This window comes from Streptomyces sp. NPDC005435 (genome assembly GCF_040703155.1).
Taxonomy (GTDB): domain Bacteria; phylum Actinomycetota; class Actinomycetes; order Streptomycetales; family Streptomycetaceae; genus Streptomyces.
This window is the reverse complement of record NZ_JBEXEQ010000030.1, coordinates 1-25,447: the sequence shown is the minus strand read 5'-3', so window position 1 is coordinate 25,447 and position 25,447 is coordinate 1. Positions and strand designations below refer to the sequence as shown.

21 protein-coding genes are annotated in these 25,447 nt (G+C 73.3%); 13 read left to right on the top strand and 8 right to left on the bottom strand.

Going from position 1 to position 25,447, the window contains the following annotated elements:
- Positions 1–88 precede the first annotated feature (88 nt).
- Together AB0898_RS29230 and AB0898_RS29225 are read right to left on the bottom strand one after the other, a co-directional pair.
- Positions 89–1,270: an LCP family protein gene (locus tag AB0898_RS29230; protein ID WP_366806038.1), complete on the bottom strand. Its 1,182-nt coding sequence runs from the start codon at positions 1,268–1,270 to the stop codon at positions 89–91.
- A gap of 120 nt (positions 1,271–1,390) precedes the next feature.
- The gene (locus AB0898_RS29225) at positions 1,391–2,146 is read right to left on the bottom strand and encodes a TIGR03089 family protein (RefSeq protein ID WP_366806036.1); all 756 of its coding nucleotides are present in this window, start codon (positions 2,144–2,146) and stop codon (positions 1,391–1,393) included.
- Positions 2,147–2,439: 293 nt separating this feature from the next.
- On the opposite strand from AB0898_RS29225, the gene AB0898_RS29220 reads away from it, so the two are divergent.
- Positions 2,440–3,522 carry an NDP-sugar synthase gene (locus AB0898_RS29220; protein ID WP_366806035.1) on the top strand — a complete coding sequence of 361 codons (1,083 nt, stop codon included), beginning with the start codon at positions 2,440–2,442 and terminating at the stop codon, positions 3,520–3,522.
- 81 nt (positions 3,523–3,603) lie between these two features.
- Here AB0898_RS29220 and AB0898_RS29215 read toward each other — a convergent pair whose 3' ends face one another.
- From AB0898_RS29215 to AB0898_RS29200, 4 genes are all read right to left on the bottom strand, one after another.
- The gene (locus tag AB0898_RS29215; protein ID WP_366806034.1) at positions 3,604–4,620 is read right to left on the bottom strand and encodes a DNA-3-methyladenine glycosylase 2 family protein; all 1,017 of its coding nucleotides are present in this window, start codon (positions 4,618–4,620) and stop codon (positions 3,604–3,606) included.
- 65 nt (positions 4,621–4,685) lie between these two features.
- The gene (locus AB0898_RS29210; protein WP_366806033.1) at positions 4,686–6,020 is read right to left on the bottom strand and encodes a coenzyme F420-0:L-glutamate ligase; all 1,335 of its coding nucleotides are present in this window, start codon (positions 6,018–6,020) and stop codon (positions 4,686–4,688) included.
- Positions 6,017–6,976, bottom strand: a complete 960-nt coding sequence (cofD, locus tag AB0898_RS29205) for a 2-phospho-L-lactate transferase (protein ID WP_366806032.1) — start codon at positions 6,974–6,976, stop codon at positions 6,017–6,019. The genes AB0898_RS29210 and cofD overlap by 4 nt, the downstream gene beginning before the upstream one ends.
- 57 nt (positions 6,977–7,033) lie before the next feature.
- The gene (locus tag AB0898_RS29200; RefSeq protein ID WP_366806031.1) at positions 7,034–7,552 is read right to left on the bottom strand and encodes a cysteine dioxygenase family protein; all 519 of its coding nucleotides are present in this window, start codon (positions 7,550–7,552) and stop codon (positions 7,034–7,036) included.
- A 685-nt stretch (positions 7,553–8,237) separates the two neighbouring features.
- Between AB0898_RS29200 and AB0898_RS29195 the strand changes: the two genes are divergently transcribed.
- From AB0898_RS29195 to AB0898_RS29185, 3 genes are all read left to right on the top strand, one after another.
- Positions 8,238–8,501: a WhiB family transcriptional regulator gene (locus AB0898_RS29195; RefSeq protein WP_003975777.1), complete on the top strand. Its 264-nt coding sequence runs from the start codon at positions 8,238–8,240 to the stop codon at positions 8,499–8,501.
- Positions 8,502–8,713: 212 nt separating this feature from the next.
- Entirely contained in the window at positions 8,714–12,457 is a 3,744-nt protein-coding gene (locus tag AB0898_RS29190) for a glycosyltransferase (RefSeq protein ID WP_366806030.1), read from the top strand.
- Positions 12,454–13,956, top strand: a complete 1,503-nt coding sequence (locus AB0898_RS29185; RefSeq protein WP_366806029.1) for a DUF5719 family protein — start codon at positions 12,454–12,456, stop codon at positions 13,954–13,956. The genes AB0898_RS29190 and AB0898_RS29185 overlap by 4 nt, the downstream gene beginning before the upstream one ends.
- A gap of 71 nt (positions 13,957–14,027) precedes the next feature.
- Here the strand turns inward: AB0898_RS29185 and AB0898_RS29180 are convergent, their stop codons facing one another.
- The gene (locus AB0898_RS29180; protein ID WP_366806073.1) at positions 14,028–14,477 is read right to left on the bottom strand and encodes a metallopeptidase family protein; all 450 of its coding nucleotides are present in this window, start codon (positions 14,475–14,477) and stop codon (positions 14,028–14,030) included.
- A gap of 281 nt (positions 14,478–14,758) precedes the next feature.
- Between AB0898_RS29180 and AB0898_RS29175 the strand changes: the two genes are divergently transcribed.
- The 8 genes from AB0898_RS29175 to AB0898_RS29140 all read left to right on the top strand — a co-directional run bounded on the left by AB0898_RS29175 (position 14,759) and on the right by AB0898_RS29140 (position 23,029).
- Positions 14,759–15,178 carry a DUF3499 domain-containing protein gene (locus AB0898_RS29175; RefSeq protein ID WP_366806028.1) on the top strand — a complete coding sequence of 140 codons (420 nt, stop codon included), beginning with the start codon at positions 14,759–14,761 and terminating at the stop codon, positions 15,176–15,178.
- A 104-nt stretch (positions 15,179–15,282) separates the two neighbouring features.
- On the top strand, positions 15,283–16,647 hold the full coding sequence (locus AB0898_RS29170) for a phosphomannomutase/phosphoglucomutase (RefSeq protein WP_366806027.1): 1,365 nt from the start codon (positions 15,283–15,285) through the stop codon (positions 16,645–16,647).
- Positions 16,648–16,749: 102 nt separating this feature from the next.
- Positions 16,750–16,944 (top strand): Trm112 family protein, encoded by a 195-nt coding sequence (locus AB0898_RS29165; RefSeq protein ID WP_366806025.1) that lies wholly within the window; start codon positions 16,750–16,752, stop codon positions 16,942–16,944.
- An 87-nt stretch (positions 16,945–17,031) separates the two neighbouring features.
- Positions 17,032–18,159, top strand: coding sequence for an SIS domain-containing protein (locus tag AB0898_RS29160; RefSeq protein ID WP_366806024.1), 1,128 nt, complete (start codon positions 17,032–17,034; stop codon positions 18,157–18,159).
- Positions 18,160–18,259: 100 nt separating this feature from the next.
- Positions 18,260–19,411 carry a mannose-6-phosphate isomerase, class I gene (gene manA, locus AB0898_RS29155; protein WP_366806023.1) on the top strand — a complete coding sequence of 384 codons (1,152 nt, stop codon included), beginning with the start codon at positions 18,260–18,262 and terminating at the stop codon, positions 19,409–19,411.
- Positions 19,412–19,542: 131 nt separating this feature from the next.
- Complete coding sequence (locus tag AB0898_RS29150) at positions 19,543–20,523, top strand: cation diffusion facilitator family transporter (protein ID WP_366806022.1); 981 nt, start codon at positions 19,543–19,545, stop codon at positions 20,521–20,523.
- 327 nt (positions 20,524–20,850) lie between these two features.
- The gene (ahcY, locus tag AB0898_RS29145; RefSeq protein ID WP_366806021.1) at positions 20,851–22,308 is read left to right on the top strand and encodes an adenosylhomocysteinase; all 1,458 of its coding nucleotides are present in this window, start codon (positions 20,851–20,853) and stop codon (positions 22,306–22,308) included.
- Between the two features lie 106 nt (positions 22,309–22,414).
- A complete protein-coding gene (locus tag AB0898_RS29140; protein WP_366806020.1) occupies positions 22,415–23,029 on the top strand; it encodes a hypothetical protein in 615 nt (204 codons plus the stop codon).
- Between the two features lie 16 nt (positions 23,030–23,045).
- Here the strand turns inward: AB0898_RS29140 and AB0898_RS29135 are convergent, their stop codons facing one another.
- Complete coding sequence (locus AB0898_RS29135) at positions 23,046–23,951, bottom strand: RDD family protein (RefSeq protein ID WP_366806019.1); 906 nt, start codon at positions 23,949–23,951, stop codon at positions 23,046–23,048.
- 128 nt (positions 23,952–24,079) lie between these two features.
- Between AB0898_RS29135 and AB0898_RS29130 the strand changes: the two genes are divergently transcribed.
- Positions 24,080–25,087, top strand: a complete 1,008-nt coding sequence (locus tag AB0898_RS29130; RefSeq protein WP_366806018.1) for a stage II sporulation protein M — start codon at positions 24,080–24,082, stop codon at positions 25,085–25,087.
- Positions 25,088–25,447 lie beyond the last annotated feature (360 nt).

Sequence of the window (25,447 nt, the reverse complement as noted above, 5' to 3'; positions counted from 1 at the left end):
GGACGACGCGCGTGACAAATTCCACGTTTCACAACCGGGCAATCCCTCCCATAATCCTGAACAAAAGTTCGCCGTTTTGGCGGGCGCATTACTCACAGGCCGGATCTGCGGCCGTGTTCCCGTGAAAAGTCGGCACCGGAGAAGGGTCGTTCGTGGAGCCTTGCTGATGGGCATTACCGGTGTTTTCAGGCGAAGTGTCCTTGGCCACCGCGACGGGCCGGTCCGCCCGCAGCCGCGAGAAGAGGCGGCCGGCGTCCGGCTCCACGAGCTGGTCGCGATTGGAGTCGTAGACGTACGCCTCGCGGGGAACCGTCAGGAACTGCACATGTTCGGTGGGGATGTCACGCAGCCCGCGCACCAACTGGTACAAACCCCGCAGACTGGCCAGTTCCGGGTCCGTGGTGAGCGCCGAGGTCGCCGCGTCCAGCACCGGATAGAGCTTCACCGGGTTCAGCAGCACGTCGCTGCCGCGCACCTTGTCCACCAGGGCGCCGAGGAAGCGCTGCTGGCGCTCCATCCGGTCGGTGTCGCTGCCGTCGCCGAGGGTCTTGCGGACGCGTACGTAACCGAGCGCCTGCTCCCCGTCGAGGGTCACCGCGCCCGCGGGCAGCCTGAGCCCGGCCGCCTTGTCGTCGACGGGCTCCTTCAGACACAGCCGCACCCCGTCGACCGCGTCCACCATCTCCTTGAACCCGCTGAAGTCCACGACCATGTGATGGTCCACCCGGATGCCGGTCAGCTCCTCGACGGTACGGATCGTGCAGGCCGAACCACCCAGCTGGAAGGCGTGGTTGAGCATCGCGAACACCGGCTCGGTACGGGCGCCGTCCGCGCCCACGCACTCGGGGACGTGCACCATCAGGTCCCGGGGCAGCGAGACGGCGGTGGCGCTGCGCCGGTCGGCGGCCAGGTGCAGCAGGATCGTGGTGTCGGAGCGCGCGGTGCCCGTGTCGCGGCCGTACTTCCCGTTGTCCCCGGCCCGGGTGTCGGAGCCGATCAGCAGGATGTTCTGGGCGTCCTTCACCAGCGCGGTGGGCCGCTCGCGTTCGTAGCGGGCCAGCTCGCGGGCGGCCGCGTCGTCGGGGGTGATGTTGGAACTGAGCCGGTCGTAGACGGCCCAGCCCGCTCCGGCGGCCGCCAGCAGCAGCATGACCGAGCCCAGCGCCGTACCCCTGACCCACCGGCGCCTGCGCCGCCGGGCCAGCCCGTCACCGGTGGCCGAGGACCCGGGGCGGCCCGCAGCGGGGGGCCTGCCTGCGCTGTCGGGCACGTCAGGTCCACCCCGATCCATGGCGTACGAGCGTCACATCCCTCTGCTACGACCATGGCGGCGATACGGGCCCCGGGCCGCCCTTTGCTGCGCCGGACGGGTGAGGACGGCCCCGGCGGGTCAGTGGCGCGCTGCCGTGACCCGTTCGGCCTCGATGCGCTTGGCGAGGGCGTCGGCGTCCAGGCGGTCCAGGTTGCGGCACAGCACCACCGAACCGCCGGCGGCCAGCGGCGCGTACAGCCCCGCGCTCAGCCCGTCCCAGGTGTCGTACGGCAGCCCCGACAGCAGCCGGGAGCCCGGGCCGGTCAGGTCCAGCGCGGGCGCCGCCGCGCGGGCCCGCTCGACCACCTCGGCCGCGCCGAACTCCGCCCCGGCCACGATCAGCGCGGGCTCGTCCGGGTCCACGGGCGCGAACGGCGCGAACCGGTCGCCCTGGCCCGGTACTTCGGCCGCGTAGTCGAGGAAGCCCTCCGGGGGCTGCGGGAACCGGCCGCCCAGCGGGCGCAGCGCCATGGCCACCCGCTCGCCCCGGCACGCCCGCGCCGCCTCAAGGGAGTCCGGGCCGCTGACCACCACGTCGGCCGCGGCGGCGTTGCCGTCCATGTCGGCCACGGCGCCCACCGACGCGCAGGCCAGCAGCCACACGGCCGTCTGCCAGTGCGCGGGCAGCATGAGCGCCACCCGGTCGCCGGGTCCGGCGTTCAGCTCGCCCTGGAGCAGATTGGCGGTCTTGGCCACCCAGTTGGCGAAGGTGGCCACGGACAACTCGACGCGTTCGCCCGTGGCGTCGTCGTAGTACGTCACCAGGGGGCGGCCCGCGTCCGCGGCGAGCGCGGAACGCAGCAGGTCGGCGGGGGTGCGATCGGTGGCAGTCACCCGCGCAAGAGTACGCCGCGCCGGCCGGCCGGTGGGGCACACGGGCACGGCGGAGGCGCCCCGGCGGGCGTGGCACAAGGGTTGCCCGGCGGCCGGCGGTGGCAACCTCTACCCGAAGGGGAAGAGCGTGCCGTCGGGGGGCGGGTGGGGACGGCGGGTGCGGCCGGGGGAAGACCGCGCGCCGATCACGCGGAACACCGCGCGGCCACCCGGGGCACCGTCGCACGGTCTGCATACACTGGCCGGCCGAAACGAGACGTTTCGGCGGTCCCGGCAGGAAGCAGAGACGACAGGTGACAGAAGCGATTCTCCTGGTCGGAGGCAAGGGCACCCGGCTGCGACCGCTCACGGTGCACACGCCCAAGCCCATGGTCCCGGCGGCCGGGGTGCCGTTCCTCACCCACCAGCTGGCCCGGGCCAGAGCGGCGGGCGTCGAGCACATCGTCCTCGCCACGAGCTATCTCGCCGAGGTCTTCGAACCGTACTTCGGCGACGGCTCCGCCCTCGGCCTGCACATCGAGTACGTCACCGAGCGGGAGCCCCTCGGCACCGGAGGTGCCATCCGCAACGTGGCCGCCCGACTGCGCTCGGGGCCCGACGAGCCGGTACTCGTCTTCAACGGCGACATCCTCACCGGACTCGACATCCGGGCCCTGGTGGACACCCACGAGTCCACCGGCGCGGACGTCTCCCTGCACCTGACCAAGGTGACCGACCCGCGCGCGTACGGCCTGGTCCCCACCGACGACACCGGGCGCGTGCTGGCCTTCCTGGAGAAGCCGCAGACCCCCGAGGAGATCGTCACCGACCAGATCAACGCGGGCGCCTACGTCTTCCGCCGCTCGGTCATCGACGCGATCCCGGCGGGGCGCCCCGTCTCGGTCGAGCGCGAGACCTTCCCCGGACTGCTGGCCGCCGGGGCCCACCTCCAGGGCATGGTCGACTCCACCTACTGGCTCGACCTCGGCACCCCGGCCGCCTTCGTCCGCGGCTCGGCCGACCTCGTCCTGGGCCGCGCCCCCTCCCCGGCCGTCCCCGGCCGCCGGGGCGACCGCCTGATCCTCCCCACGGCCACGGTCGCCCCCGACGCCAAGCTGACCGGCGGCACGGTGGTGGGCGAGGGCGCGTTCGTCGCGGAAGGCGCGCGGGTCTCGGGCTCGGCGATCCTGCCGGGGGCGGTCGTGGAGGCGGGTGCCGTCATCTCCGACTCGCTCATCGGCGTCCGGGCCCGGGTGGGGGAGCGTTCCGTCCTCACCGGCGCGGTGGTCGGCGACGGCGCGGTGGTCGGCGCGGACAACGAACTCCGCGACGGGGTCCGGGTGTGGTGCGGGGCGCAGATCCCGGCGGGGGCGGTGCGGTTCTCGTCCGACATGTAGTCCGACACGTAGGGGGTGGGTGCGGGTTCGTCGTGGCTTGTCGCGCAGTTCCCCGCGCCCCTTCGTAGCGTGCCCCTTGCTTTACAGGCGCCCGATGTCCACTCGCGGCATCTTCGGCTTCCGCCGGGCCGGCGCGTTCCCGCTGAGCAGAATCAACCGAGCCGCCCGATGCCGCTGCCCCTGCGGGGCGTACGGCTCAAGCAGGCGCAGCATCTCCGTGTCGTCGGCGTCACGGTCCCCCGCCAGGGCCCAGCCGACGATACGGGGAAGGTGAAGATCCCCCACGGTCACCTCGTCAGCCGCACCATGACTGCGCTGCACCACCTCCGCCGAGGTCCAGGGCCCGATGCCGGGCACGACCTCCAGAAGGGCCCGCGCCTCGGCGGCAGGCAGGACCGTCGTCCGCTCCAGCCGCGCGGCGACCCGTACCGCGCGCAGAATCGTCGACGCGCGCTTGTCGTCGACGCCCGCCCGGTGCCACTCCCAGGAGGGGATCAGCGCCCAGGCACGGGGCGCGGGCATCACGTACAGGGGCCGCTCGCCCGTCCCGGCGGGACCCGGCGCCGGCTCCCCGAACCGGCACACCAGCAGCCGCCACGCCCGGTACGCCTCGTCGGTCGTGACCTTCTGCTCAAGCACCGAGGGGATCAGCGACTCCAGCACCAGTCCGGTGCGGGTCAGCCGCAGTCCGGGCCGCCGGTGCCGTGCCAGGGCCACGATCCGGTGCCGGGGCTCGAACGCCCCGGGGTCGTCGGCGGCGCCCAGCAGCTCGGGCAGCCGGTCGAGCAGCCACTCCGCGCCCGGACCCCACGCCTCGCCGCACACCTCGCCGCCCCGCGCGGACACCCGCAGTGTGCCGGGCCCCGCGGGCGTACGGCAGGCCCGCCACACCGAGCCGTCGCGCGCCGCCCGGAACGTCGGATCGCCGGGCCCGCGCCGCAGCGGCCCGAGCACGAGACCGAGGTCGAGGGGCCCCTCCGGCGCCCATGAACGGGTGCGGGGCGCGCTCGCCTGCCGGGGCACCGGGGCGGACACGGTGCCCTCCCCGCCGCGCACGGTCGTACGCGTAACGGGCCGGGGAGCGAAACGTCCTGCCACGGATGAGGTCCTAGGGATGCGGGAGGTGCGGGGGCTGCCCTACGAGACTAGGCCCCCGCCCCCTTTCAGCGGACCTCGATGAACGCGCCCGCGTCACGCGCCGGGCGCGGTGCCGGGTCCTGGGCGGGGTGGCCGACGGCGACGGCGCCCATCGGGGACCAGTCGGCCGGCAGGTCCAGTACCTCGCGCACGACGTCCCGGCAGAACATGGTGGACGACACCCAGGCCGAGCCCAGCCGCTCCCCGGCCAGCGCGACCAGCAGGTTCTGCACGCCCGCGCCCATGGCGACCACGAACATCTCCCGCTCGGCACCGTCGCGCCGCGCGTCGCCGTAGGTGTGCGAGCCGTCCATGACGAGGCAGGGCACGACCAGGTACGGCGCGTTGCGCAGCACGTCGCCCCGGCGGACGCGCTTGGCGATGGACTCCTCGCTCTTGCCGTCCCGGCGCAGGTCCGCGATCCAGGCGTCCCGCATCGCGTCGAGCAGCCGCAGCCGGGACTCGGCCGATTCCAGCAGCACGAACCGCCACGGCGTGGTGTGGTGCGGCGCGGGCGCGGTCACGGCGGCGGCCACCGCGCGGCGGACGGCGCCCGGGTCCACCGGCTCGTCGGTGAAGGCCCGTACCGTGCGCCGCTGGGTCACCGCCTCGCGGACCGCCTCGGAGGTGCCGAGCCGGAACATGTCGTCGCGCGCGGAGCGCACCAGCGCCCGCGCACCTCCGCCGGCCTCGCCGCCCTCGCCGTCTTCGTCACCTTCATCCGGGCCGGTCACCACGTGCGGCAGGCCGCGCAGTACGGCCACCGGGCGCCCGGCGGACTTGCCCTTGACCAGGTCGCCCGCCGCCGCGAGTTCGTCGGCGGTGGCGACGACGGTGGCGGAGAGCGGGTTGCCGTGCGCGTCGGTGCCGCCGCGCAGGTCGTCCAGGACCCGCACCCCGGCGGCGCCGATCGCCACGTCGGTCAGGCCCGCGCGCCACGGCCGCCCGAAGGTGTCGGTGACGACCACGCCCACGCCGACGCCGAGCGCGTCGCGCAGGCCCTCACGGATCGCGCGCGCGGAGGCGTCCGGGTCCTCCGGGAGGAGGAGGACTGTGCCCCCGGGCGTGTTGGACGCGTCCACCCCGGCGGCGGCCATGACGAGGCCCTGCCGGTTCTCCACGATGCGCAGCGGACCGCGCCGGGCCACCACCCGGACCGTCTCGGCGTCGATCGCGGCCTCACGGTCGGCGGCCTGGAGGATCCGGCCCTCGGCCTTGGACACGATCTTGGAGGTGACGAGCAGGACGTCCCCGTCGGCGAGCCCCGGTTCGGCGGCCGCGATCAGCTTGGCCAGGTCGTCGCCCGGCGCCACCTCGGGCAGCCCGTCGGGGGCCCAGACGCGGTACTCGCTCGTGGTCACGCGGCCCGCACCTCCTCGGCCAGCGCCAGCGCCTCGCGCGCCATGGCGGCGGCCGCGTCCTCGTCGGTCATCATCAGCGGTACGGCCCGGCAGCGGATGCCGTCCGCCTCCACCCGCCCGACCGCGCCGGCGTCGACGGTGTCGACCAGCCAGCCGTCCAGGAGGCCGGAGCCGTAGTGCGCGGCCACGGCGGCGGCGGTGGACTCCACGCCGACCGCCGCGAGCACCTTGTCGGCCATCCCGCGCACGGGCGCGTCCCCGACGATGGGGGAGAGCCCCACCACCGGCACGCCCGCCTCGGCGATGGCCTCGCGGATGCCGGGCACGGCGAGGATCGTGCCCACGGACACGACGGGGTTGGACGGCGGGAAGAGGATGACGTCGGCCTCGGCGATGGCCTCCAGGACGCCGGGCGCGGGCTTGGACTGCTCGGCGCCGACCGGTACGACGGCCTCGGCGGGTACGGAGGCGCGCAGCCGCACCCAGTACTCCTGGAAGTGGACGGCCTTGCGCTCGCCCTCGATCTCCACGGCCACGTGGGTCTCCACGCGGTCGTCGGTCATCGGGATCAGCTTCACGCCGGGCTGCCAGCGGGCGCACAGCGCCTCGGTGACGGCGCTCAGCGCAAACCCGGCGTCCAGCATCTGCGTCCGCACGATGTGGGTGGCGAAGTCCCGGTCGCCCAGGCCGAACCAGCCCGGTCCCGCGCCGTAGGCCGCGAGCTCCTCCTTGACCCGGAAGCTCTCGTCCTCCCGGCCCCAGCCCTGCTCCTCGTTGATGCCGCCGCCGAGCGTGTACATCACGGTGTCGAGGTCCGGACAGACCTTCAGACCGAAGAGATGGATGTCGTCGCCGGTGTTGCCGATGACCGTGATGTCCGCGTCCGGGGCGGCCTTCTTGAGACCGCGCAGAAACCGGGCACCGCCGATGCCGCCTGCCAGAACCACAATGCGCATGGCCACAGTCTGTCAGCCGCCGCGGACGCTCAGCGGGGGGAGTGGCTCACACCTGGCTCACACCACCGCCGGGCACGGCTCGGCGCGGAGCTCGCCGTGCGCTTCCCCGTGCGCCGACGCGTGCATCGGCATCGCGGTGAGGCCCGGGTAGTAGATGTGCAGGCTGACCGCGGGCTCCAGGGAGTCGTTGACCACCTCGTGCACGTACCCGGGAGCGAAGACCCGCTGGGCCCCGGCCGTCAGCGCGCGCGTGCCGCGCTCGGTGCGCTCGGTCAGGCCGCCCTCCAGGACGGTGAGGACACCGGAGGAGCGGCCGTGGTCGTGGAGCCCGCTGCCCTGGCCCGGCACCCAGGACAGGAGCCAGACCTCGTAACCGGGTCCGGTGCGCAGCCGGTGGTACCAGCGGGTGGTGGCGTCGTAGCGGACCAGGTGGGCCCACTGGGCGCGGTCGGCGGCGACGGCGCGGGCCAGCCCGGCGAACTCGGCGACGGTCACCGGGTGTTCACGGGGCGGCTGGAGCAGATGGGGTACTTCGAGGATGTCGCCGGCGATCTGGAGGTCGTTGTCGCTGTTCATCGGGGTGCTGTGGTCCCTCGGAAGAGGAGTGGGGGGCGGAAGGTTCACGCGGGGGCCGCCCGGATCGCGGGCGTGCGGGGTGTCCTGGAACAGGTGTCAGGACCGGGAGGTGCGACCGGGCCGGGATGGGTCCGGTGTCAGCTGGAGCGCGGTGGGCTCAACAGCTGGGACAACAGCAACAGCTCCGGCGGACGAGGGCAGCACCGAAGGACCCGGCGGTGCGGGTCGAGGTGAGCGCCAAGTTCGCGAGCATGCCCACTAGGACAGCGGCTCACACCAGCGGTGTCAACTCGATGCCCGGTATGTGGGACATGTTTCACCTCATCCGGTTCATCTGTGAGGTGAAAGGTTTGTTCATCCGATGGCCGGGACACATGGGGCACATCCGGGTGCTCGGGCGCGGGCCGCGTGCCACGCCACGCGGAACGGGGACGAACACGAGGGCGTCTCTCCTCGTACAGAGATGGTGCGAGGTCCGCCGTCCCTCCGGGCCCGCATGCGTGTCAAGGTTTATGGCGATTTGAACACTTAACGCACGGCCTTGGTTCCGCAGAGTGAATAACGGGCTCAATAGCAGATCTCGGCTTGACTCGCCCGGAGCAGCACACTTGTAATTTCACTCGTGTCGTTCAGCCGGACGGTTACGGCTACGCACGGGGACGCGAAAGACGGACGAGGGGCGCACATGACCGAGCTGGTGCAGCAACTGCTGGTCGACGACGCGGACGAGGAGCTCGGCTGGCAGGAGCGCGCGCTGTGCGCCCAGACCGACCCCGAGTCCTTCTTCCCCGAGAAGGGCGGCTCCACGAGAGAGGCCAAGAAGGTCTGCCTCGCGTGCGAGGTCCGCTCCGAATGCCTCGAATACGCCCTCGCCAACGATGAACGTTTCGGCATCTGGGGCGGCCTGTCCGAGCGCGAGCGGCGCCGCCTGAAGAAGGCCGCCGTCTGACCGACTCCCGATCACTTCCCGGCCGTTGACGACCAGACGGTGGGAGAAGTTCCGTGCATAAGGGGCGAACGGCCCGTCGCCGGTGGGTTATCCACAGGCGGCGGGCCGTCGTCATGGGCAGCCGATAGTGTGGTCGCTCGTCCGAGACGCCCCGCCCCGCACCAGGGGCGCACGCGTCCACCGCAGTCCATCGAACCGGGGCCCGTACCTCGATGTCCGTGCACAGCCATACGGCAGCCCAACACGACGCTGCCACCCCTGAGTTCCCGCGTCATGTGGTGACCGCCGTCCTCGTCACCCACGACGGCGCCCGCTGGCTGCCCGACGCCCTCGCCGGGCTGATCGGCCAGGAGCGCCCCGTGCAGTACGCGGTGGCGGCCGACACCGGCAGCGCGGACGACTCCGCCCAGCTGGTCGCCGAGGCGCTCGGCGACGCCAACGTCCTGCACCTCGCCCGCCGCACCGGCTTCGGCGCGGCCGTCGAGGAGGCGGACCGGCACGCGCCCGTCCTCACCGCCGACGACCTGCCCCACCTCCGCGGCCTCGGCGGCTGGAACCCGCCGGGCGGCGCCTGGGGCGACGACGCCTACGACCGGCCCGGCCCCTCGCACGGCGAACCCGTCCAGTGGCTCTGGCTGCTGCACGACGACTGCGCCCCCGAGCCCGACGCGCTCGCCCAGCTGCTGCGCGTCGTGGACAACGAACTCGAACTCGGCCGCGACGACGTGGCGATCGTCGGCCCCAAGCTCCGCGGCTGGTACGACCGCAGGCAGCTCCTGGAGGTCGGCGTCTCCATCGCCAACTCCGGCCGCCGCTGGACCGGCCTGGACCGCCGCGAGCAGGACCAGGGCCAGCACGACCACGTGCGCCCCGTCCTGTCCGTCTCCACCGCCGGCATGCTCGTGCGCCGCGACGTCTTCGAGGAACTCGGCGGCTTCGACCGCCGGCTGCCCCTCATGCGCGACGACGTGGACCTGTGCTGGCGCGCCCACCTGGCCGGCCACCGCGTCCTGATCGCCCCCGACGCGGTCGTCCGGCACGCCGAGGCCGCCTCCCGCGAGCGCCGCGCGGTGGACTGCGCGGGCCGCACCGCCGCCTCCCCGCACAAGGTCGACAAGGCGGGCGCGGTCCACACCCTGCTCGTCAACACCCGCACCGCCGCCCTGCCCTGGGTGCTGCTGCGGCTCGTCCTCGGCACCCTCCTGCGCACCCTCGCCTACCTCGTCGGCAAGGTGCCGGGACAGGCCGTGGACGAGATCCGGGGTCTGCTCGGCACCCTGCTGCGCCCCGAGCGCATCCTCGCCGCCCGCAAACGACGCGGCCGCGCGCTCGTCGGCAAGGACGAACTCCGCCCGCTCTTCCCGCCGCCCGGCGCGACGATCCGGGTCACCATCGAACAGGTCGCGGCCAACTTCTCCACCGGCTCCGAGTCCGACACCACCCCCGTCGGACGGCACGGCGGCGGCGGTGACACCGGAAGCGACGAGGAGTTCTTCGAGGTCGAGCGGTACGCCCGGCTCAAGCGCATCGCCCGCAACCCCGGCCCGGTGCTCTTCCTCGGCCTGCTGCTGATCTCCCTCGTCGCCTGCCGCGCCCTGCTCGGCGGCGGCGCCCTCGCGGGCGGAGCCCTGCTGCCCGTCCCGGCCGGCGCGAGCGACCTGTGGGCCTCCTACGGCGCCGCCTGGCACCCGGCGGGGGCGGGCGGCACCCCCGCCGCACCGCCGTACCTCGCGGCCCTCGCCTCACTGGCCTCCCTGCTCCTCGGCTCCACCGGCCTCGCCGTCACCGTGCTGCTGGTCGGCTCGGTGCCGCTCGCGGGCTTCACCGCCTACTTCGCCTCCCGGCCCCTGGTCGACTCCCGGCTGCTGCGCGCCTGGGCGGCCATCGCCTACGCCTTCCTGCCCGCCGTCACCGGCGCCCTCGCGGGCGGCCGCATCGGCACCGCCGTCCTCGCCGTGCTGCTGCCGCTCCTCGCGCGCGCCGGCGTCGCCGCCGGCGGCCTCGCCAACGGCTCCGGTACGCGCGGCAGCTGGCGCGCCACCTGGGCGTACGCGCTGCTGCTCACCATCACCACGGCCTTCACCCCCATCGTCTGGCCCGCCGCCCTGGTGCTCGGCGTCGGCGTACTGGTGCTGCGCCGCTCGGACCTGATGGCCTCCCTGCTGCGCCTCGTCGTCCAGCTCGGCACCCCGCTGCTGGTCCTCGCCCCCTGGTCGCTGACCCTGCTCCCGGCGAACTTCTTCGGCGAGGCGGGACTGGACTACGGCGCCTCGGCGGCCTCGGCGTCCGACCTGCTCGGCACCAGCCCCGGCGGCCCCGGCACCGTGTCCGGCCTGATGCTCATCGGCATCGTCCTGGCCGCGCTCGCCGCCCTGCTGCGCTCCGAGCGGCAGCTGGGCATCCGTACCGCGTGGGCCGTCGCCCTGACCGGCTTCGTCCTCGCCGTCCTGTCCAACCGCACCGCCTGGGCCGGACCCGCCACCCTCGTCTACGGCCTCGCACTGCTCGCCGCCGCCGCGCTCGGCGCCGACGGGGCACGCGCGCGGGTGGCCGAGCAGAGCTTCGGCTGGCGCCAGCCGGTCGCCGCGCTGATCGCCCTCGCCTCGGTGGTGGGCCCGCTCGTGGCCGCCGTGAGCTGGATGATCGGCGGCGCCGACGGCCCGCTGGAGCGCCGCGACCCGGCCCAGGTCCCCGCGTTCGTCGCCGAGGACGCCTCCACCCGCGACCAGGCCCGCACGCTCGTCCTGGACAGCGACTCCACCGCCCAGGTGCGCTACAGCCTCGTCCGGGGCGCGGGCGCCCGCATCGGCGACGGCGAGTTCACCGCCGCCGACGGGGCGAACACCCGCCTGGACAAGATCGTCGCCAACCTGGTCGCGGGCTCCGGCGCCGACCAGGCCGGACAGCTCGGCGGCTTCGCCGTGCGCTACGTCCTCGTCCACCAGGGCGCGCCCCGCCAGATCAGCCGCGTCCTGGACGCCACCCCGGGCCTGAGCCGCCTCAGCCAGCAGAACGGCAGCGGGCTGTGGCGCGTCAACGCCGAGGTCTCCCGCGCCGCCATCGTGGACCGCGGCGGCTCCGGCACGCCCAGGTCCGTCGCCGCGGGCCCGGTGGAGATCCACACCACCGTTCCCAGTGGCGCCGACGGCCGCGTCCTCCGGCTCGCCGACACCGCCGCAGAGGGCTGGACCGCCACCCTGGACGGCAAGCCGCTCACCCGCACCACGGTCGACGGCTGGGCCCAGGGCTTCCAGCTCCCCGCCGCCGGCGGCAAGCTGGACGTCACCTTCGACGCCCCCTTCACCCACACCCTGTGGCTGTGGGCCCAGGGCGCGCTCGCCGTCGTCCTCGTGGTCCTCGCCCTGCCCGGCCGCCGCCGCGACGTCGACGACGACCTCCCCGAGGAGGACGTGGTCACCGCCGACGACCTCGCGGGCGACGGCCGCCGCGCCCGCCGGCTGCGCGCCCAGGCCGAGGAACAGGCCGCGCGTGAAGCGGCGCTGCGGGAGCAGGAGGCCCCCGAAGCGGGCGCCGAGGACCCGGACTTCCCCGAGAGCCCCGGCCAGGACTTCCCCGACGGCCGCCACGAGGACTTCCCCGAGGGCGACTTCCCGCAGGAACTCCCCGAGGGCGCCGTCCCGCACCAGCAGAACTACGCCGAGTGGGACGCCCCCGCCTACGCGGAGGCCGAGTACACCGAGTCCGAGTACACCGAGGGCGAGTACGCGGCCTACCCGGCCGACCAGAACCCGTACCCGTACCAGGCCCCCTACCAGGACGCCTACGGCAACGCCCCCTACCAGCCCGGCCAGGCGAACGCGTACGACCCGTACGGCTACGGCGACCAGGCCGCCCAGCAGCAGCCCTACGACCCGGCGGCCCACCCGCACGGCTACGACCCCGCCCAGCAGCCCTACGGCACCGGCGACGAGCGCCATGACGGGAGCCAGCAGTGAACCGCACCACCCTGTCCCTCCTGGCCTGCGCCACCGCGCTGGCCGCGGTCACCGCCTACGCCACGTTCGACCCGCCCCCGGCGTCCGGCGCGAGCGGGGCGAAGGCGGCCGCCGAACTGCCCGTGCAGCGCACCGGGCTGCTCTGCCCGGCGCCCAGCTTCTCCGACATCGCCGACACGTCGTACACGTCGTTCACGCCCGTCACCAAGGGCACCGACGGCAGCGGCAGCGCCACCCTCCAGGGCGCCACCGAGGAGACCCCCGACGGCTCCGGCGCCAAGAAGGGCGGCAAGGGCGCCCAGGCCGTCGAGCCGCCCCTCAAGCCCAAGGTGCCCGGCACCCCGGCCACCGGCGACACCTCGGGCGCCGACGCCCCGGCGTTCATCGGCACCGCCGACGGCAAGTACGCGCCCGGCTGGACCGTCCAGGAGACGACCGAGATCGCCGCGGGCACCGGCAGCGGCCTCCAGGGCGTCACCTGCACGCCCGCCGACACCGACTTCTGGTTCCCCGGCGCGAGCACGGCCGCGGGCCGCACCGACTATGTGCACCTGACCAACCCGGACGACTCCGCCGCCGTCGTGGACATCAAGCTCTACGGCAAGGACGGCGCGATCAAGTCGGAGGTCGCCGACGGCATCACCGTCAAACCGCACGCGAGCGAACCGGTGCTGCTGTCCACCCTCACCGACGAGAAGGAGGCCGACCTGACCGTGCACGTCACCGTGCGCAGCGGCCGCGTCGGCGCCGCCGTCCAGGCCCAGGACGACACCGGGGGCGGCGACTGGCTCGCCGCGGCCGCCGACCCGGCGGGCAGCCTGGTCCTGCCCGGCATCCCCAAGGACGCCACCGACGTGCGCCTGGTCGCCTTCACCCCCGGCGACGACGACGCCGACCTGAAGATCCGCCTGGCCTCCTCGGGCGGCACCATCACCCCGGCCGGTAACGAGACCCTGCACGTCAAGTCCGGCATGACCACCTCCGCCGACCTCGGCGCCGTCACCCGGGGCGAGGCGGGCTCGCTGATCCTCACCCCCGCCGACGGCTCCGTGCCCGTGGTCGCCGCGCTGCGCGTCGTACGCGGCACGGGCGCCAAGCGGGAGACGGCGTACATTCCCGCGACCGCCCCCGTCGGCCGCCGCGCGACCTCGGCCGACAACAGCGGCAAGGGCACCACCCTGTCCCTGACCGCGCCCACCGCCGACGCCACCGTCAAGGTCACCGCCTCGGCGGGCAGCGAGGGCGGCAGCCCGGCCACCAAGACCTTCACCATCAAGGCCGGCACCACCCAGAACGTGGCCGCCCCGGTCCCCTCGGGCCTCAGCGGCACCTACGCGCTCACGGTGGAGCCCGTCTCCGGAGGCCCGGTGTACGGCGCGCGCACCCTGTCGGCGACCGAGGAGGGCGTGCCCGGCTTCACCGTCCAGACGCTGCCGAGCGACCGCGGACTGGTGGCCGTACCGCAGGCGGAACAGGACCTGGCGATCCTTCAGAAGTAGCGCGCCGCAGGGAAGTTCACACGGAAGGGCCGGGTCGCGCGCGCGTGACCCGGCCCTTCCGCGGTCTCGCGTCAGTCCTCGCCGTACCGGGGGTCGACCGTCTCCGGGGTGAGCCCGAGCAGCTCGGCCACCTGCTCCACCACGACCTCGTGCACCAGCGTGGCCCGCTCCTCGCGGCCCTTGGTGCGGATCTCCACCGGCCGCCGGTACACCACGACCCGCGCCCGCCGGCCCTCCCGCGCGGGGATGATCCCGCCGAGCGGCACGGCCTCGTCGGCCCACGCGTCGCCCGTGCCCTCCAGCCGGGGCACCTCGAGCACCAGGAAGTCGACGTCGGTCAGCTGCGGCCACCGCCGCTCCAGCCGGTCCACGGAGTCCTGCACCAGATCCCGGAACACATCGCCGCGGCTCGCGGCCAGCGGCACCTGGGGCGGGGCGATCGGCCCCCGCATGCCCCGCCCGTGACGATCACGGCGGCGGGGCCCGGGGCCTGCGGCACGGGGCGGTACGCGGTTGTCCATCACCGGTGAAGCGTAGTCCCCGCCCGCCCGCCGCGCCCGGCTCCACACGGCGTCCCGCGCCGGATGCCGATGTCCGGCAATGACCGAACCGGCCGGGCCAAGGCTCGTTTCCGTAACGCTCCAAGACCGGCGCACACCACGTGATGGACGATGTTTGTACCGACTCGTGACCGCTCGCACCCCGCCGGGGAATTGCGCGAACACCCGTCGCAGCAGGTCAACAGGGCTTGTCCGGAAGGGCGTGTGGGACGCTTCACGGCACGACACGGTGGAGTGACCTGGTGGAGAGTCGTCGCGGCCCGCTCAAGAGTGCGGTACCGTCCAACGTCGTGAGCCCTGTACGTCGCTGTTCGCGCACCGCCTGCGGCCGACCCGCCGTCGCGACGCTGACGTACGTCTACGCCGACTCGACCGCGGTCCTCGGCCCCCTCGCCACCTACGCCGAGCCCCACTGCTACGACCTGTGCGCCGAGCACTCCGAGCGCCTGACCGCTCCGCGCGGCTGGGAGGTCGTCCGCCTGCTCGACGGCTCGGCCCCCGCCCGCCCCAGCGGTGACGACCTGGAGGCCCTCGCCAACGCCGTGCGCGAGGCGGCCCGCCCCCAGGAGCGGGCCTCCGGAGCGGGCGGCGCGCGCACCGCGGACCCCATGGAGGTGGCCCGCCGGGGTCATCTGCGGGTCCTGCGCTCCCCGGACAACTGACGCGGCGTCCGCCCCTTCGCGTCCCCCTTGTGGTGTCCCGCGCCCGGCCGAATCCCCCGGGCGGGTAGTTTTGGGCACCCACAGGACTTTCGGGAGGCTGGGCCGTGACTGCTGATCTGTCGCAGATCGTGAAGGCGTACGACGTGCGCGGAGTGGTCCCGGACCAGTGGGACGAGTCCCTCGCCGCGCTCTTCGGCGCCGCCTTCGCCGAGGTGACCGACGCCCGCGCGATCGTCGTCGGCTACGACATGCGCCCCTCCTCGCCCGGCCTCACCCGCGCCTTCGCGCGCGGCGCGGCCGCCCGGGGCGTGGACGTCACCGAGATCGGCCTGTGCTCCACCGACCAGCTCTACTACGCCTCCGGCGCCCTCGGCCTGCCCGGCGCGATGTTCACCGCCTCGCACAACCCGGCGCGCTACAACGGCATCAAGATGTGCCGCGCGGGCGCCGCGCCGGTCGGCCAGGACACCGGGCTCGCCGAGATCCGCGAACTGGTCGAGCGGTGGCTGGAGTCGGGCGCCCCGGCACCGGCCGCCGTCCCCGGCACGCTCACCGCGCGCGACACGCTGGAGGACTACGCCGCCTACCTGCGCTCCCTGGTCGACCTGAGCGCGATCCGCCCGCTGAAGGTGGTCGTGGACGCGGGCAACGGCATGGGCGGCCACACCGTCCCGACCGTCCTCGCCGGGCTGCCGCTGACCGTGGTGCCGATGTACTTCGAGCTGGACGGCACCTTCCCGAACCACGAGGCCAACCCGCTGGACCCCGCCAACATCGTGGACCTGCGCAAGCGGGTCGTGCAGGAGGGCGCCGACCTCGGTCTCGCCTTCGACGGCGACGCCGACCGCTGCTTCGTCGTGGACGAGAACGGCGACCCGGTCTCCCCGTCCGCGATCACCGCGCTGGTCGCCGTGCGCGAGCTGGCCCGCAACGGCGGCTCGGGCACCGTCATCCACAACCTGATCACCTCGCGCACGGTCCCCGAGGTCGTCCGCGAGAACGGCGGCACCCCGGTCCGCACCCGCGTCGGCCACTCCTTCATCAAGGCCGAGATGGCCCGCTCCGGCGCGATCTTCGGCGGCGAGCACTCCGCGCACTACTACTTCAAGGACTTCTGGAACGCCGACACGGGCATGCTCGCCGCCCTGCACACCCTCGCCGCCCTCGGCGGCCAGGACGGCCCGCTGTCCGCCCTCGTCGCCGCGTACGACCGCTACGCGGGCTCCGGCGAGATCAACTCCACCGTCGCCGACCAGGCGGCCCGCCTCGCCGCGATCCGCGCCGCCTACGAAGGCCGCCCCGGCGTCACCCTCGACGACCTCGACGGCCTCACCGTCTCCACCGACGACTGGTGGTTCAACGTCCGCCCCTCCAACACCGAGCCCCTGCTCCGCCTGAACGCGGAGGCCAAGGACGCGGCCACCATGGAGAAGATCCGCGACGAGGCCCTGGCGCTCATCCGCGCCTGAGCCGACGGCGGCCCGGCCACGAGCCGTACGGCGCCATGTCGTACGGCGGTAATCTGACCAGCACATCCGTACATCCCGTACCGCCGCCCGAAGGGACACCCCATGGCGCTCGAAGCCGGCCTCCTGGAGATCCTGGCCTGCCCGGCCTGCCACTCCGCGCTCAAGGAGCAGGACCACGGGCAGGACTCCGAGCAGGGCACCGAGCTGGTCTGCACCGGCGAGGGCTGCGGCCTGGCGTACCCGGTGCGCGACGGCATCCCCGTCCTGCTCGTGGACGAGGCCCGCCGCCCGCTGTAGTACCGCCGGGCGCCGGAGCGGCACCGCGAACCGGTCCGCGCGCCCGACCACACCGACTGGATTCCCGGCGACCGGAGGCTGCCGCCCATGCTCGACGAATCGCTCCTGGACACTCCGGAGGGCCTCGCCGAGGCCGACCGCCGAGGGCTGCTGCGCGGGGCGGCGGAGGCCGGGGCCCGGGTCCGTACGGCCGCCCGGCACGCCGTCGAGGCCGGCGTCGGCACCCTCAGGCCGGACGGCCGCCCCCGCGCGGTCCTGATCGCCGGTCCCGGAGCCGCCGCCACCCACGCCGCCGACCTGCTCGGCACCCTGGCCGGACCCGGCAGCCCCGTCATCCGGCTCGCCCCGACCGGCGTGGCCCCCGCCCCCGGCGCCCTGCGCTGGGAACTGCCGGGCTGGGCCGGTTCCGTGGACCTGCTGCTGATCGCCACCCCGGACGGCGGCGAACCGAGCCTGTCCCTCCTGGCCGAGCAGGCCTACCGCCGAGGCTGCTCCGTCGTCGCCGTGGCCCCCTCCGGCACCCCGCTCAGCGAGGCGGTCGCCGGGGCGCACGGCCTCTTCGTACCGATGGCCACGTCCCCCTACGACCAGGAAGAACCCCTCGCCGGAGCCTCGCCCGGCGTCTTCTGGGCCCTGCTCACCCCGCTGCTCGCGCTGCTCGACCGCGTCGGCCTGCTCGCGGCGGACCCGGACGCCCTGGAGAAGGTCGCCGACCGCCTGGACCGCGTCGCCGAGCGCTGCGGCCCCGCCATCGTGACGTACGGCAACCCGGCGAAGACCCTGGCCGCCGAACTGGCCGACGCGCTCCCGGTCGTCTGGACCGAGGGCACCTCCGCCGGCCCGGCCGGACGCCGCTTCGCCGACGCCCTCGCCGAACTCGCCGGGCGCCCCGCCCTGGTCGCGGAACTCCCCGAGGCCCTCGCCGCGCACAGCGCCCTCCTCGCGGGCCCGCTGGCCGCGAGCGCCGACCCCGACGACTTCTTCCGCGACCGCGTGGAGGAGGCGCCCGCGCTGCACGCGCGCGTGGTGCTGCTCCGCGACCGCCCCCTCGGCGGTCTCACGGCCGCCCCCGCCGCCCGTGACCTGGCCCTCAGCCACGACACGCCGATCAGCGAACTGGAGCCGGAGGACGGCGCCGATCTGGAGACCCTCGCGGAACTGATCGCCGTCACGGATTTCGCCGCCGTTTACCTGGCGCTCGCCTCCGCCGCCTGACCTTGCTCCCGGACCGCCCGCCCCCGCGAGGGCCGGCGGTCCGGCCCGCGCCCATCCCCGGCACCGGCCGCGCAGCGCACGTACGGAGACAGAGAGACACATGGACCGCCTCGACAACACCGTCCGCCCCTACGCGTGGGGCTCGCCCACCGCCATCCCGCGCCTGCTGGGCACCGAGCCGACCGGCGAGCCGCAGGCCGAGATGTGGATGGGCGCCCACCCCGGCGCCCCCTCGCGCACCCCGCGCGGCCCGCTCACCGAGGTCATCGCCGCCGACCCCGAGCGCGAACTCGGCGCGGCCGCGGTCGCGAAGTTCGGCCCCCGGCTGCCGTTCCTGCTCAAGATCCTCGCCGCCGGGGCCCCGCTCTCCCTCCAGGTCCACCCCGACCTCGCCCAGGCGCGGGAGGGCTACGCCGACGAGGAGCGCCGGGGCATCCCGGTGGACGCCCCGGAGCGCAACTACAAGGACGCCAACCACAAGCCCGAGCTGATCTGCGCGCTCACCGAGTTCGACGGCCTGTGCGGCTTCCGCCCCGCCGCCGAGGCCGCCGCGCTGCTCGAAGGGCTCGGCGTCGACTCCCTCAAGCCCTACGCCGACGCGCTGCGCGCCCGCCCCGAGGACGCCGCCCTGCGCGAGGTCCTCACCGCGATCCTCACCGCCGACCGCGCGGACATGGCCCGCACCGTCGCCGAGGCGAGCGCCGCCTTCACCCGCCTCGGCGGCCCCTACACCCCGTACGCCGGCATAGCCCGGCACTACGCGGGCGACCCCGGTGTCATCGCCGCCCTGCTGCTCCACCATGTCCGGCTCCAGCCCGGCGAGGCCCTGTTCCTCGGCGCGGGTATCCCGCACGCCTACCTCGACGGCCTGGGCGTGGAGATCATGGCCAACTCGGACAACGTCCTGCGCTGCGGCCTGACCCCCAAGCACGTCGACGTCCCCGAACTCCTGCGGATCGTCCGGTTCGCGTCGGGCGACCCGGGCGTCCTGCGCCCCGAGGCCTCGCCGGAGGGGGAGGAGGTCTACGAGACCCCGATCGACGAGTTCCGGCTCTCCCGCCTCGTCCTGCCCGAGGGCGGCACCGTCCGCGACCTGACCCGTGGCACCCCGCAGATCCTGCTGTGCACGGCGGGCACCGTCCGCGCGGGCGAGCACGAGCTGCTCCCCGGCCAGTCGGTCTACGTCCCCGCAGGTGAGCGCGTCGAGCTGGCCGGAACCGGCACCGTCTTCCGTGCCACTGTGATCGTATGACCGGGCCTGTGGACAGCTGACGCCCCGCCACCCCGGTGGGCTGCAACAATGTCCCACCGGCAAAGCACCGGCAAAGACGGGTACACGCCGAGACGGCGTAGACGTACGACAGTGAAGGGACACGCGGACACATGAGCGCGTCAGGCGGTACGAAGGCGATCGTGGCGGCACTCGGTGCCAACCTCGCGATCGCGGTCGCGAAATTCGTGGCGTTCGCGTTCAGCGGCTCCTCGTCGATGCTCGCCGAGGGCGTGCACTCGGTCGCCGACTCCGGCAACCAGTTCCTGCTGCTCATCGGCGGCAAGAAGGCCCAGCGCGAAGCCACCCCGCAACACCCCTTCGGCTACGGCCGCGAGCGCTACATCTACGCCTTCCTCGTCTCCATCGTCCTCTTCTCCATCGGCGGCATGTTCGCCATCTACGAGGGCTACGAGAAGATCAGCCACCCCCACCCGGTCGAGCACTGGTACTGGCCGGTCGGCGTCCTGGTCTTCGCGATCATCGCCGAGGGCTTCTCCTTCCGCACCGCCATCAAGGAGTCCAACGAGCTGCGCGGCAAGCTCTCCTGGGCCCAGTTCATCCGCCGCGCCAAGGCCCCCGAGCTGCCGGTCGTCCTGCTGGAGGACTTCGGCGCGCTCATCGGTCTGGTCCTCGCCCTCGTCGGCGTCGGCCTCGCCCTCCTCACCGGCGACGGCGTCTGGGACGGCATCGGCACCATCTGCATCGGTGTCCTGCTCGTCCTGATCGCCCTCGTCCTCGCCGCCGAGACCAAGTCCCTGCTGCTCGGCGAGGCCGCGGGCATCGAGGACGTCAAGAAGATCGAGGCCGCCATCGTCGACGGCGACACCGTCACCGGCGTCATCCACATGCGCACCCTCCACCTCGGCCCCGAGGAACTGCTCGTCGCCGCCAAGATCGCCGTCGAGCACGATGACACGGCCACCGAGGTCGCTCACGCCATCAACGCCGCCGAGGCCCGCATCCGCGAGGCCGTCCCGATCGCCCGCGTCATCTACCTGGAGCCCGACATCTACAGCGAGGCCGAGGCCGCCAAGGGCCCGGACCCCAAGGCCACCCCGGGCGGCCCGACCCCCCACCCGGCCGACCACTGAGCCACTGCTCAGGCCACCCGGTCACCTCGTCCGACGGGGCCCGCCCACACCCGGGCGGGCCCCGTCCGGCGTACCGGACACCCCGCCGGCCCGAGAGGCGGACTGGGGCAGCCCCCATCTCCGGTGTTAGCTTGGGACGGAGCCAGACGTCGCTGCTGATGGCGGTCGGGCGGTCCGGGGACGGATCGTCCGAGGGAGAGAGGGCCTCCGACGGACTGCGCTGCGCGCACCCGGGCACGCCCGTGTCCTCTTTTCGGGCACCCTTGTGCCCATCGCCGCGCAGACCAGCCCCACCCACCTCGCCCCAACTCCGAGGAGCAGCCCGCAATGACGACTGTCGACAACCGACAGGACTTCAAGGTCGCCGACCTCTCCCTGGCCGAGTTCGGCCGCAAGGAGATCACCCTCGCCGAGCACGAGATGCCCGGCCTGATGGCGATCCGCAAGGAGTACGCCGAGGCCCAGCCCCTGGCCGGCGCCCGCGTCACCGGCTCCCTGCACATGACCGTGCAGACCGCCGTGCTCATCGAGACCCTGGTCGCCCTGGGCGCCGAGGTCCGCTGGGCCTCCTGCAACATCTTCTCCACCCAGGACCACGCGGCCGCCGCCATCGCCGTCGGCCCGAACGGCACGCCCGAGAACCCGCAGGGCGTCCCGGTCTTCGCCTGGAAGGGCGAGACCCTGGAGGAGTACTGGTGGTGCACCGAGCAGGCGCTGACCTGGCCGAACAGCCCCACCGGCGGCCCGAACATGATCCTGGACGACGGCGGTGACGCCACCCTCCTCGTCCACAAGGGCGTCGAGTACGAGAAGGACGGCAAGGTCCCCTCGCCCGACACCGCCGAGTCCGACGAGCACCGCGTCATCCTCGAACTGCTCAACCGCACCATCACCGACGGCTCCCAGAAGTGGACCCTCCTGGCCTCCGAGATCCGTGGCGTCACGGAGGAGACCACGACGGGCGTCCACCGCCTGTACGAGATGCAGCGCGACGGCGACCTGCTCTTCCCGGCGATCAACGTGAACGACGCCGTCACCAAGTCGAAGTTCGACAACAAGTACGGCTGCCGCCACTCCCTGATCGACGGCATCAACCGCGCCACCGACGTCCTCATCGGCGGCAAGACCGCCGTCGTCTGCGGCTACGGCGACGTCGGCAAGGGATGCGCCGAGTCCCTGCGCGGCCAGGGCGCCCGCGTGATCATCACCGAGATCGACCCGATTTGCGCGCTCCAGGCGGCCATGGACGGCTACCAGGTCACGACCCTCGACGAGGTCGTCGACAAGGCCGACATCTTCGTCACCACGACGGGCAACAAGGACATCATCATGGCCGCCGACATGGCCAAGATGAAGCACCAGGCCATCGTCGGCAACATCGGCCACTTCGACAACGAGATCGACATGGCCGGCCTCGCCAAGATCCCCGGCATCGTCAAGGACGAGGTCAAGCCGCAGGTCCACACCTGGACCTTCCCCGACGGCAAGGTGATCATCGTCCTGTCCGAGGGCCGCCTGCTGAACCTGGGCAACGCCACCGGTCACCCGTCGTTCGTGATGTCCAACTCCTTCGCGGACCAGACCCTGGCCCAGATCGAGCTGTTCACCAAGCCCGACGAGTACCCGACCGGCGTCTACGTGCTCCCCAAGCACCTGGACGAGAAGGTCGCCCGCCTCCACCTGGACTCGCTCGGCGTCAAGCTCACCAAGCTGCGCCCGGAGCAGGCCGCGTACATCGGTGTCGAGGTCGACGGTCCCTTCAAGTCGGACCACTACCGCTACTGAGCGACCTGGGCAGGCCCCCGCACCCCCGTGCCGGGGGCCTGCCCTGCTCCGGCCGACCGTCGGCCCACCGGCCGCACCGTCAGCCCGTCAGACCCCAGGACCCGTCATGCCGCGTGGCCGCTATTCGCTTCACGATCCGCACGACCACACCCCTCTCGCGGAAGAACACTTCCACTGCGCCCCCGGCCCCTCCGGCTGGCGCTACGTCTCGCAGCTGACCACCCCCGACGGTGATCACAGCGGCTCCGTCGACCTCGCCCTGGACGACCTCGGCCGCCCCCTGCGCCTCGAAATCCACGCGGGCGACTGGCAGGTACGCGGCGCCGCGCTCGACGGCATCTCCTGGGTCCGCACGGACCCCACCGGGACTCAGGCCACCGAAGGCAATGTGCGCGCCCACGCCTTCACCGGCACGTCCCCCGCGTTCCTCGTCGCCACCGCTCGTCTGCTGCGCCTCACCCCCTCGCCCTCGGCCACCCGCGTACGCCTCGTCGCCCTCACCGACCCGGTGCTCGCCCCCCGCACCGTGGACCAGTCCTGGGCCTTGGTCGACAGAGAAACACACGCCACTGACAACGGCCCCCTGATCGTGGACGAATACCAGGTCACAGCCCTGGACACCGGCGAGGTGCACACCGTCCACCTCGCCGGGGACGTGGTCCTGTCCGCCCCAGGCGTCGAGCTGGAAGACCTCAAGTCCCCGCCGTCGACGTTCGGCTGAGAACCGGGGCGGCCGCTCACGCCGGAGGCACGAACCCCGTCGGCCGGGAACCGGAATCCGGCGCCTTCTCCACGGGCGGCTGCTCCACCGCGGCCTCGTACACCCGAGCCCCGCCCGGCGCGGCCCAGCCACCACCGCTCGGCGCATCCCCGCCGGTCACCGCCGCATGAGCCGCACCGTCCGTCCGCACCGCGGCCTGACGGGCCTGCCGCTCCTGGACCACGGCGGCCAGGAAGAGAGCCGGAGGCATGTCCTGCGGCACCGCCGTCCCCGTACGCCCCGCGAGATCGGCCGCGAGCCGCCCGGCCATCGTCGCCGAGACCCGCGGATCCAGCTGGCGCATCCGCCCCAGGTACTGCCGGACGGCGAGCCAGAGACCGTCCGGCACCGCCGACAGATCCAGCCCGGCGAACCGCTCCGCGACTCCTGGCGGCGGAGCCGGCACCGGCCAGGCGGTCCCCACCGGAACCCGCTCCCGCACCACCAGCGTGCCCGCGAACACGTCCCCGAGCCGCCGCCCGCGCGCCGACACCAGCGACGCGATGCACGCCACCACCCCGAACGTCATCAGGATCTCGACCACCCCGACGGCACCGCGCACCAACGCGTGCCGGAACCGGATCGGCCCCCCGTCGTCGCGCACCACCCGCAGCCCGAACACCAGCTTCCCCACCGAGCGCCCGTGGCTGAGCGTCTCCACCGCGATGGGAGCACCGACCAGGATCAGCAGGAACACCGCGATGGACAGCGCCGTCTGCGCCGCGTCGTCCAGCGACGCCGTCGCCAGCAGGACCACGACGGAGACACCGATGTACACGCACACGGCCACGACCAGGTCCAGGAACACGGCCAACGCCCTGCTCGGCAGCTTGGCGGGCCGCAGTTCGAGCGCCACCGCCTCACCGGTCACCAGCTCACTCATGCCCCGCCGTCCTTCCCCTGGCCCGCCCCTTGGGGCAAGTCTGCCAAGCTGAGCCCACATCGCGTCGCGGTACGACAAGCTGACAGCAATACGCGCAACGACGACCGGCCGAGGAGCGGGCAGACCCGATGGACCTGGACGTCTTCGTCTACACACACCAAGCCGAGTGGGACCGCCTCGACGCCCTGACCAGCCGCAGGCGCCGGCTCAACGGCGCCGAGACCGACGAGCTGATCACCCTCTACCAGCGCACGGCCACCCATCTCTCCCTGATCCAGTCCAGCGCCCCGGACCCCCAGCTGACCGGCCGGCTGAGCCGGCTCGTCGCCCGCGCGCGCAGCGCCGTCACCGGAACCCGCCGCGCCTCCTGGCGCGACGCGGCCCGCTTCCTGAGCCAGGGATTCCCCGCCGCGGTCTACCGGGCCCGCCGCTGGTGGGTGCCCACCGCACTCGTCTCGACGGCGGTCGCGATCCTGCTGGGCTGGTGGATCGGCACGCACCCGGAGGTGCGCGCCACCATCGCGGCCCCCGCCCACCTGCGCGAGCTGACCCGCCCCGGCGGCGGGTACGAGACCTACTACTCGAGCCACCCGGCCGCCTCCTTCGCCGCCCAGGTATGGACGAACAACGCCCAGGCCGCCGCGATGTGCCTGGTCCTGGGCGTCTTCCTGGGCCTGCCCGTGCTCTGGATCCTCTTCGAGAACATGCTCAATCTCGGCGTCGGCTTCGGCCTCATGTCCTCCGCCGGCCGCCTCGACACCTTCCTCGGCCTGGTCCTCCCGCACGGCCTGCTCGAACTGACCGCCGTCTTCGTCGCCGCCGGTACGGGCCTCCGCCTCGGCTGGACCGTGATCGACCCGGGCCCGCGAAGCCGCCGCACGGCACTGGCCGAAGAAGGCCGCGCGGCCGTCGGCATGGCCATCGGTCTCGCCCTGGTCCTCTTCGTCTCCGGCGCCATCGAAGGCTTCGTCACCCCGTCCGGCCTGCCCACCTGGGCACGCATCGGCATCGGCATCGCCGCCGAGCTGGCCTTCCTGGCCTACGTCTATGTCCTCGGCGGCCGAGCGGTCCGCGCCGGCGAGACGGGCGACCTCGCGCTGTACGAGCGCAGCTCGACCGTCCCCACAGCCGCCTGATGTGCGGAAACGGCCTGTGAGCTGCTAGTCTCCTGATCGCCCCGAAAAACCCGTTGACACGGGTGGACCGGGGAGGTAGAGTCAAACAGTTGCCTGGAGCTGAACGAGCTCAAGGTTGACCGCTAGAATCTATCTGCTGCTCGAAGAAGTCGCTCAGGCGATTCCGAGAAGCACATTCCGAATTACTCAGAAATGAGCGGCCGGTAAGACCGGCCAAAAACTTCTGATAGAGTCGGAACCGCCGGAAAGGGAAACGCGAGAGCGAGAACCTGGAAAGCACCGAGGAAATCGGATCGGAAAACGGTCTGATAGAGTCGGAAACACCGAAGGGAAGCCCGGAGGAAAGCCCGAGAGGGTGAG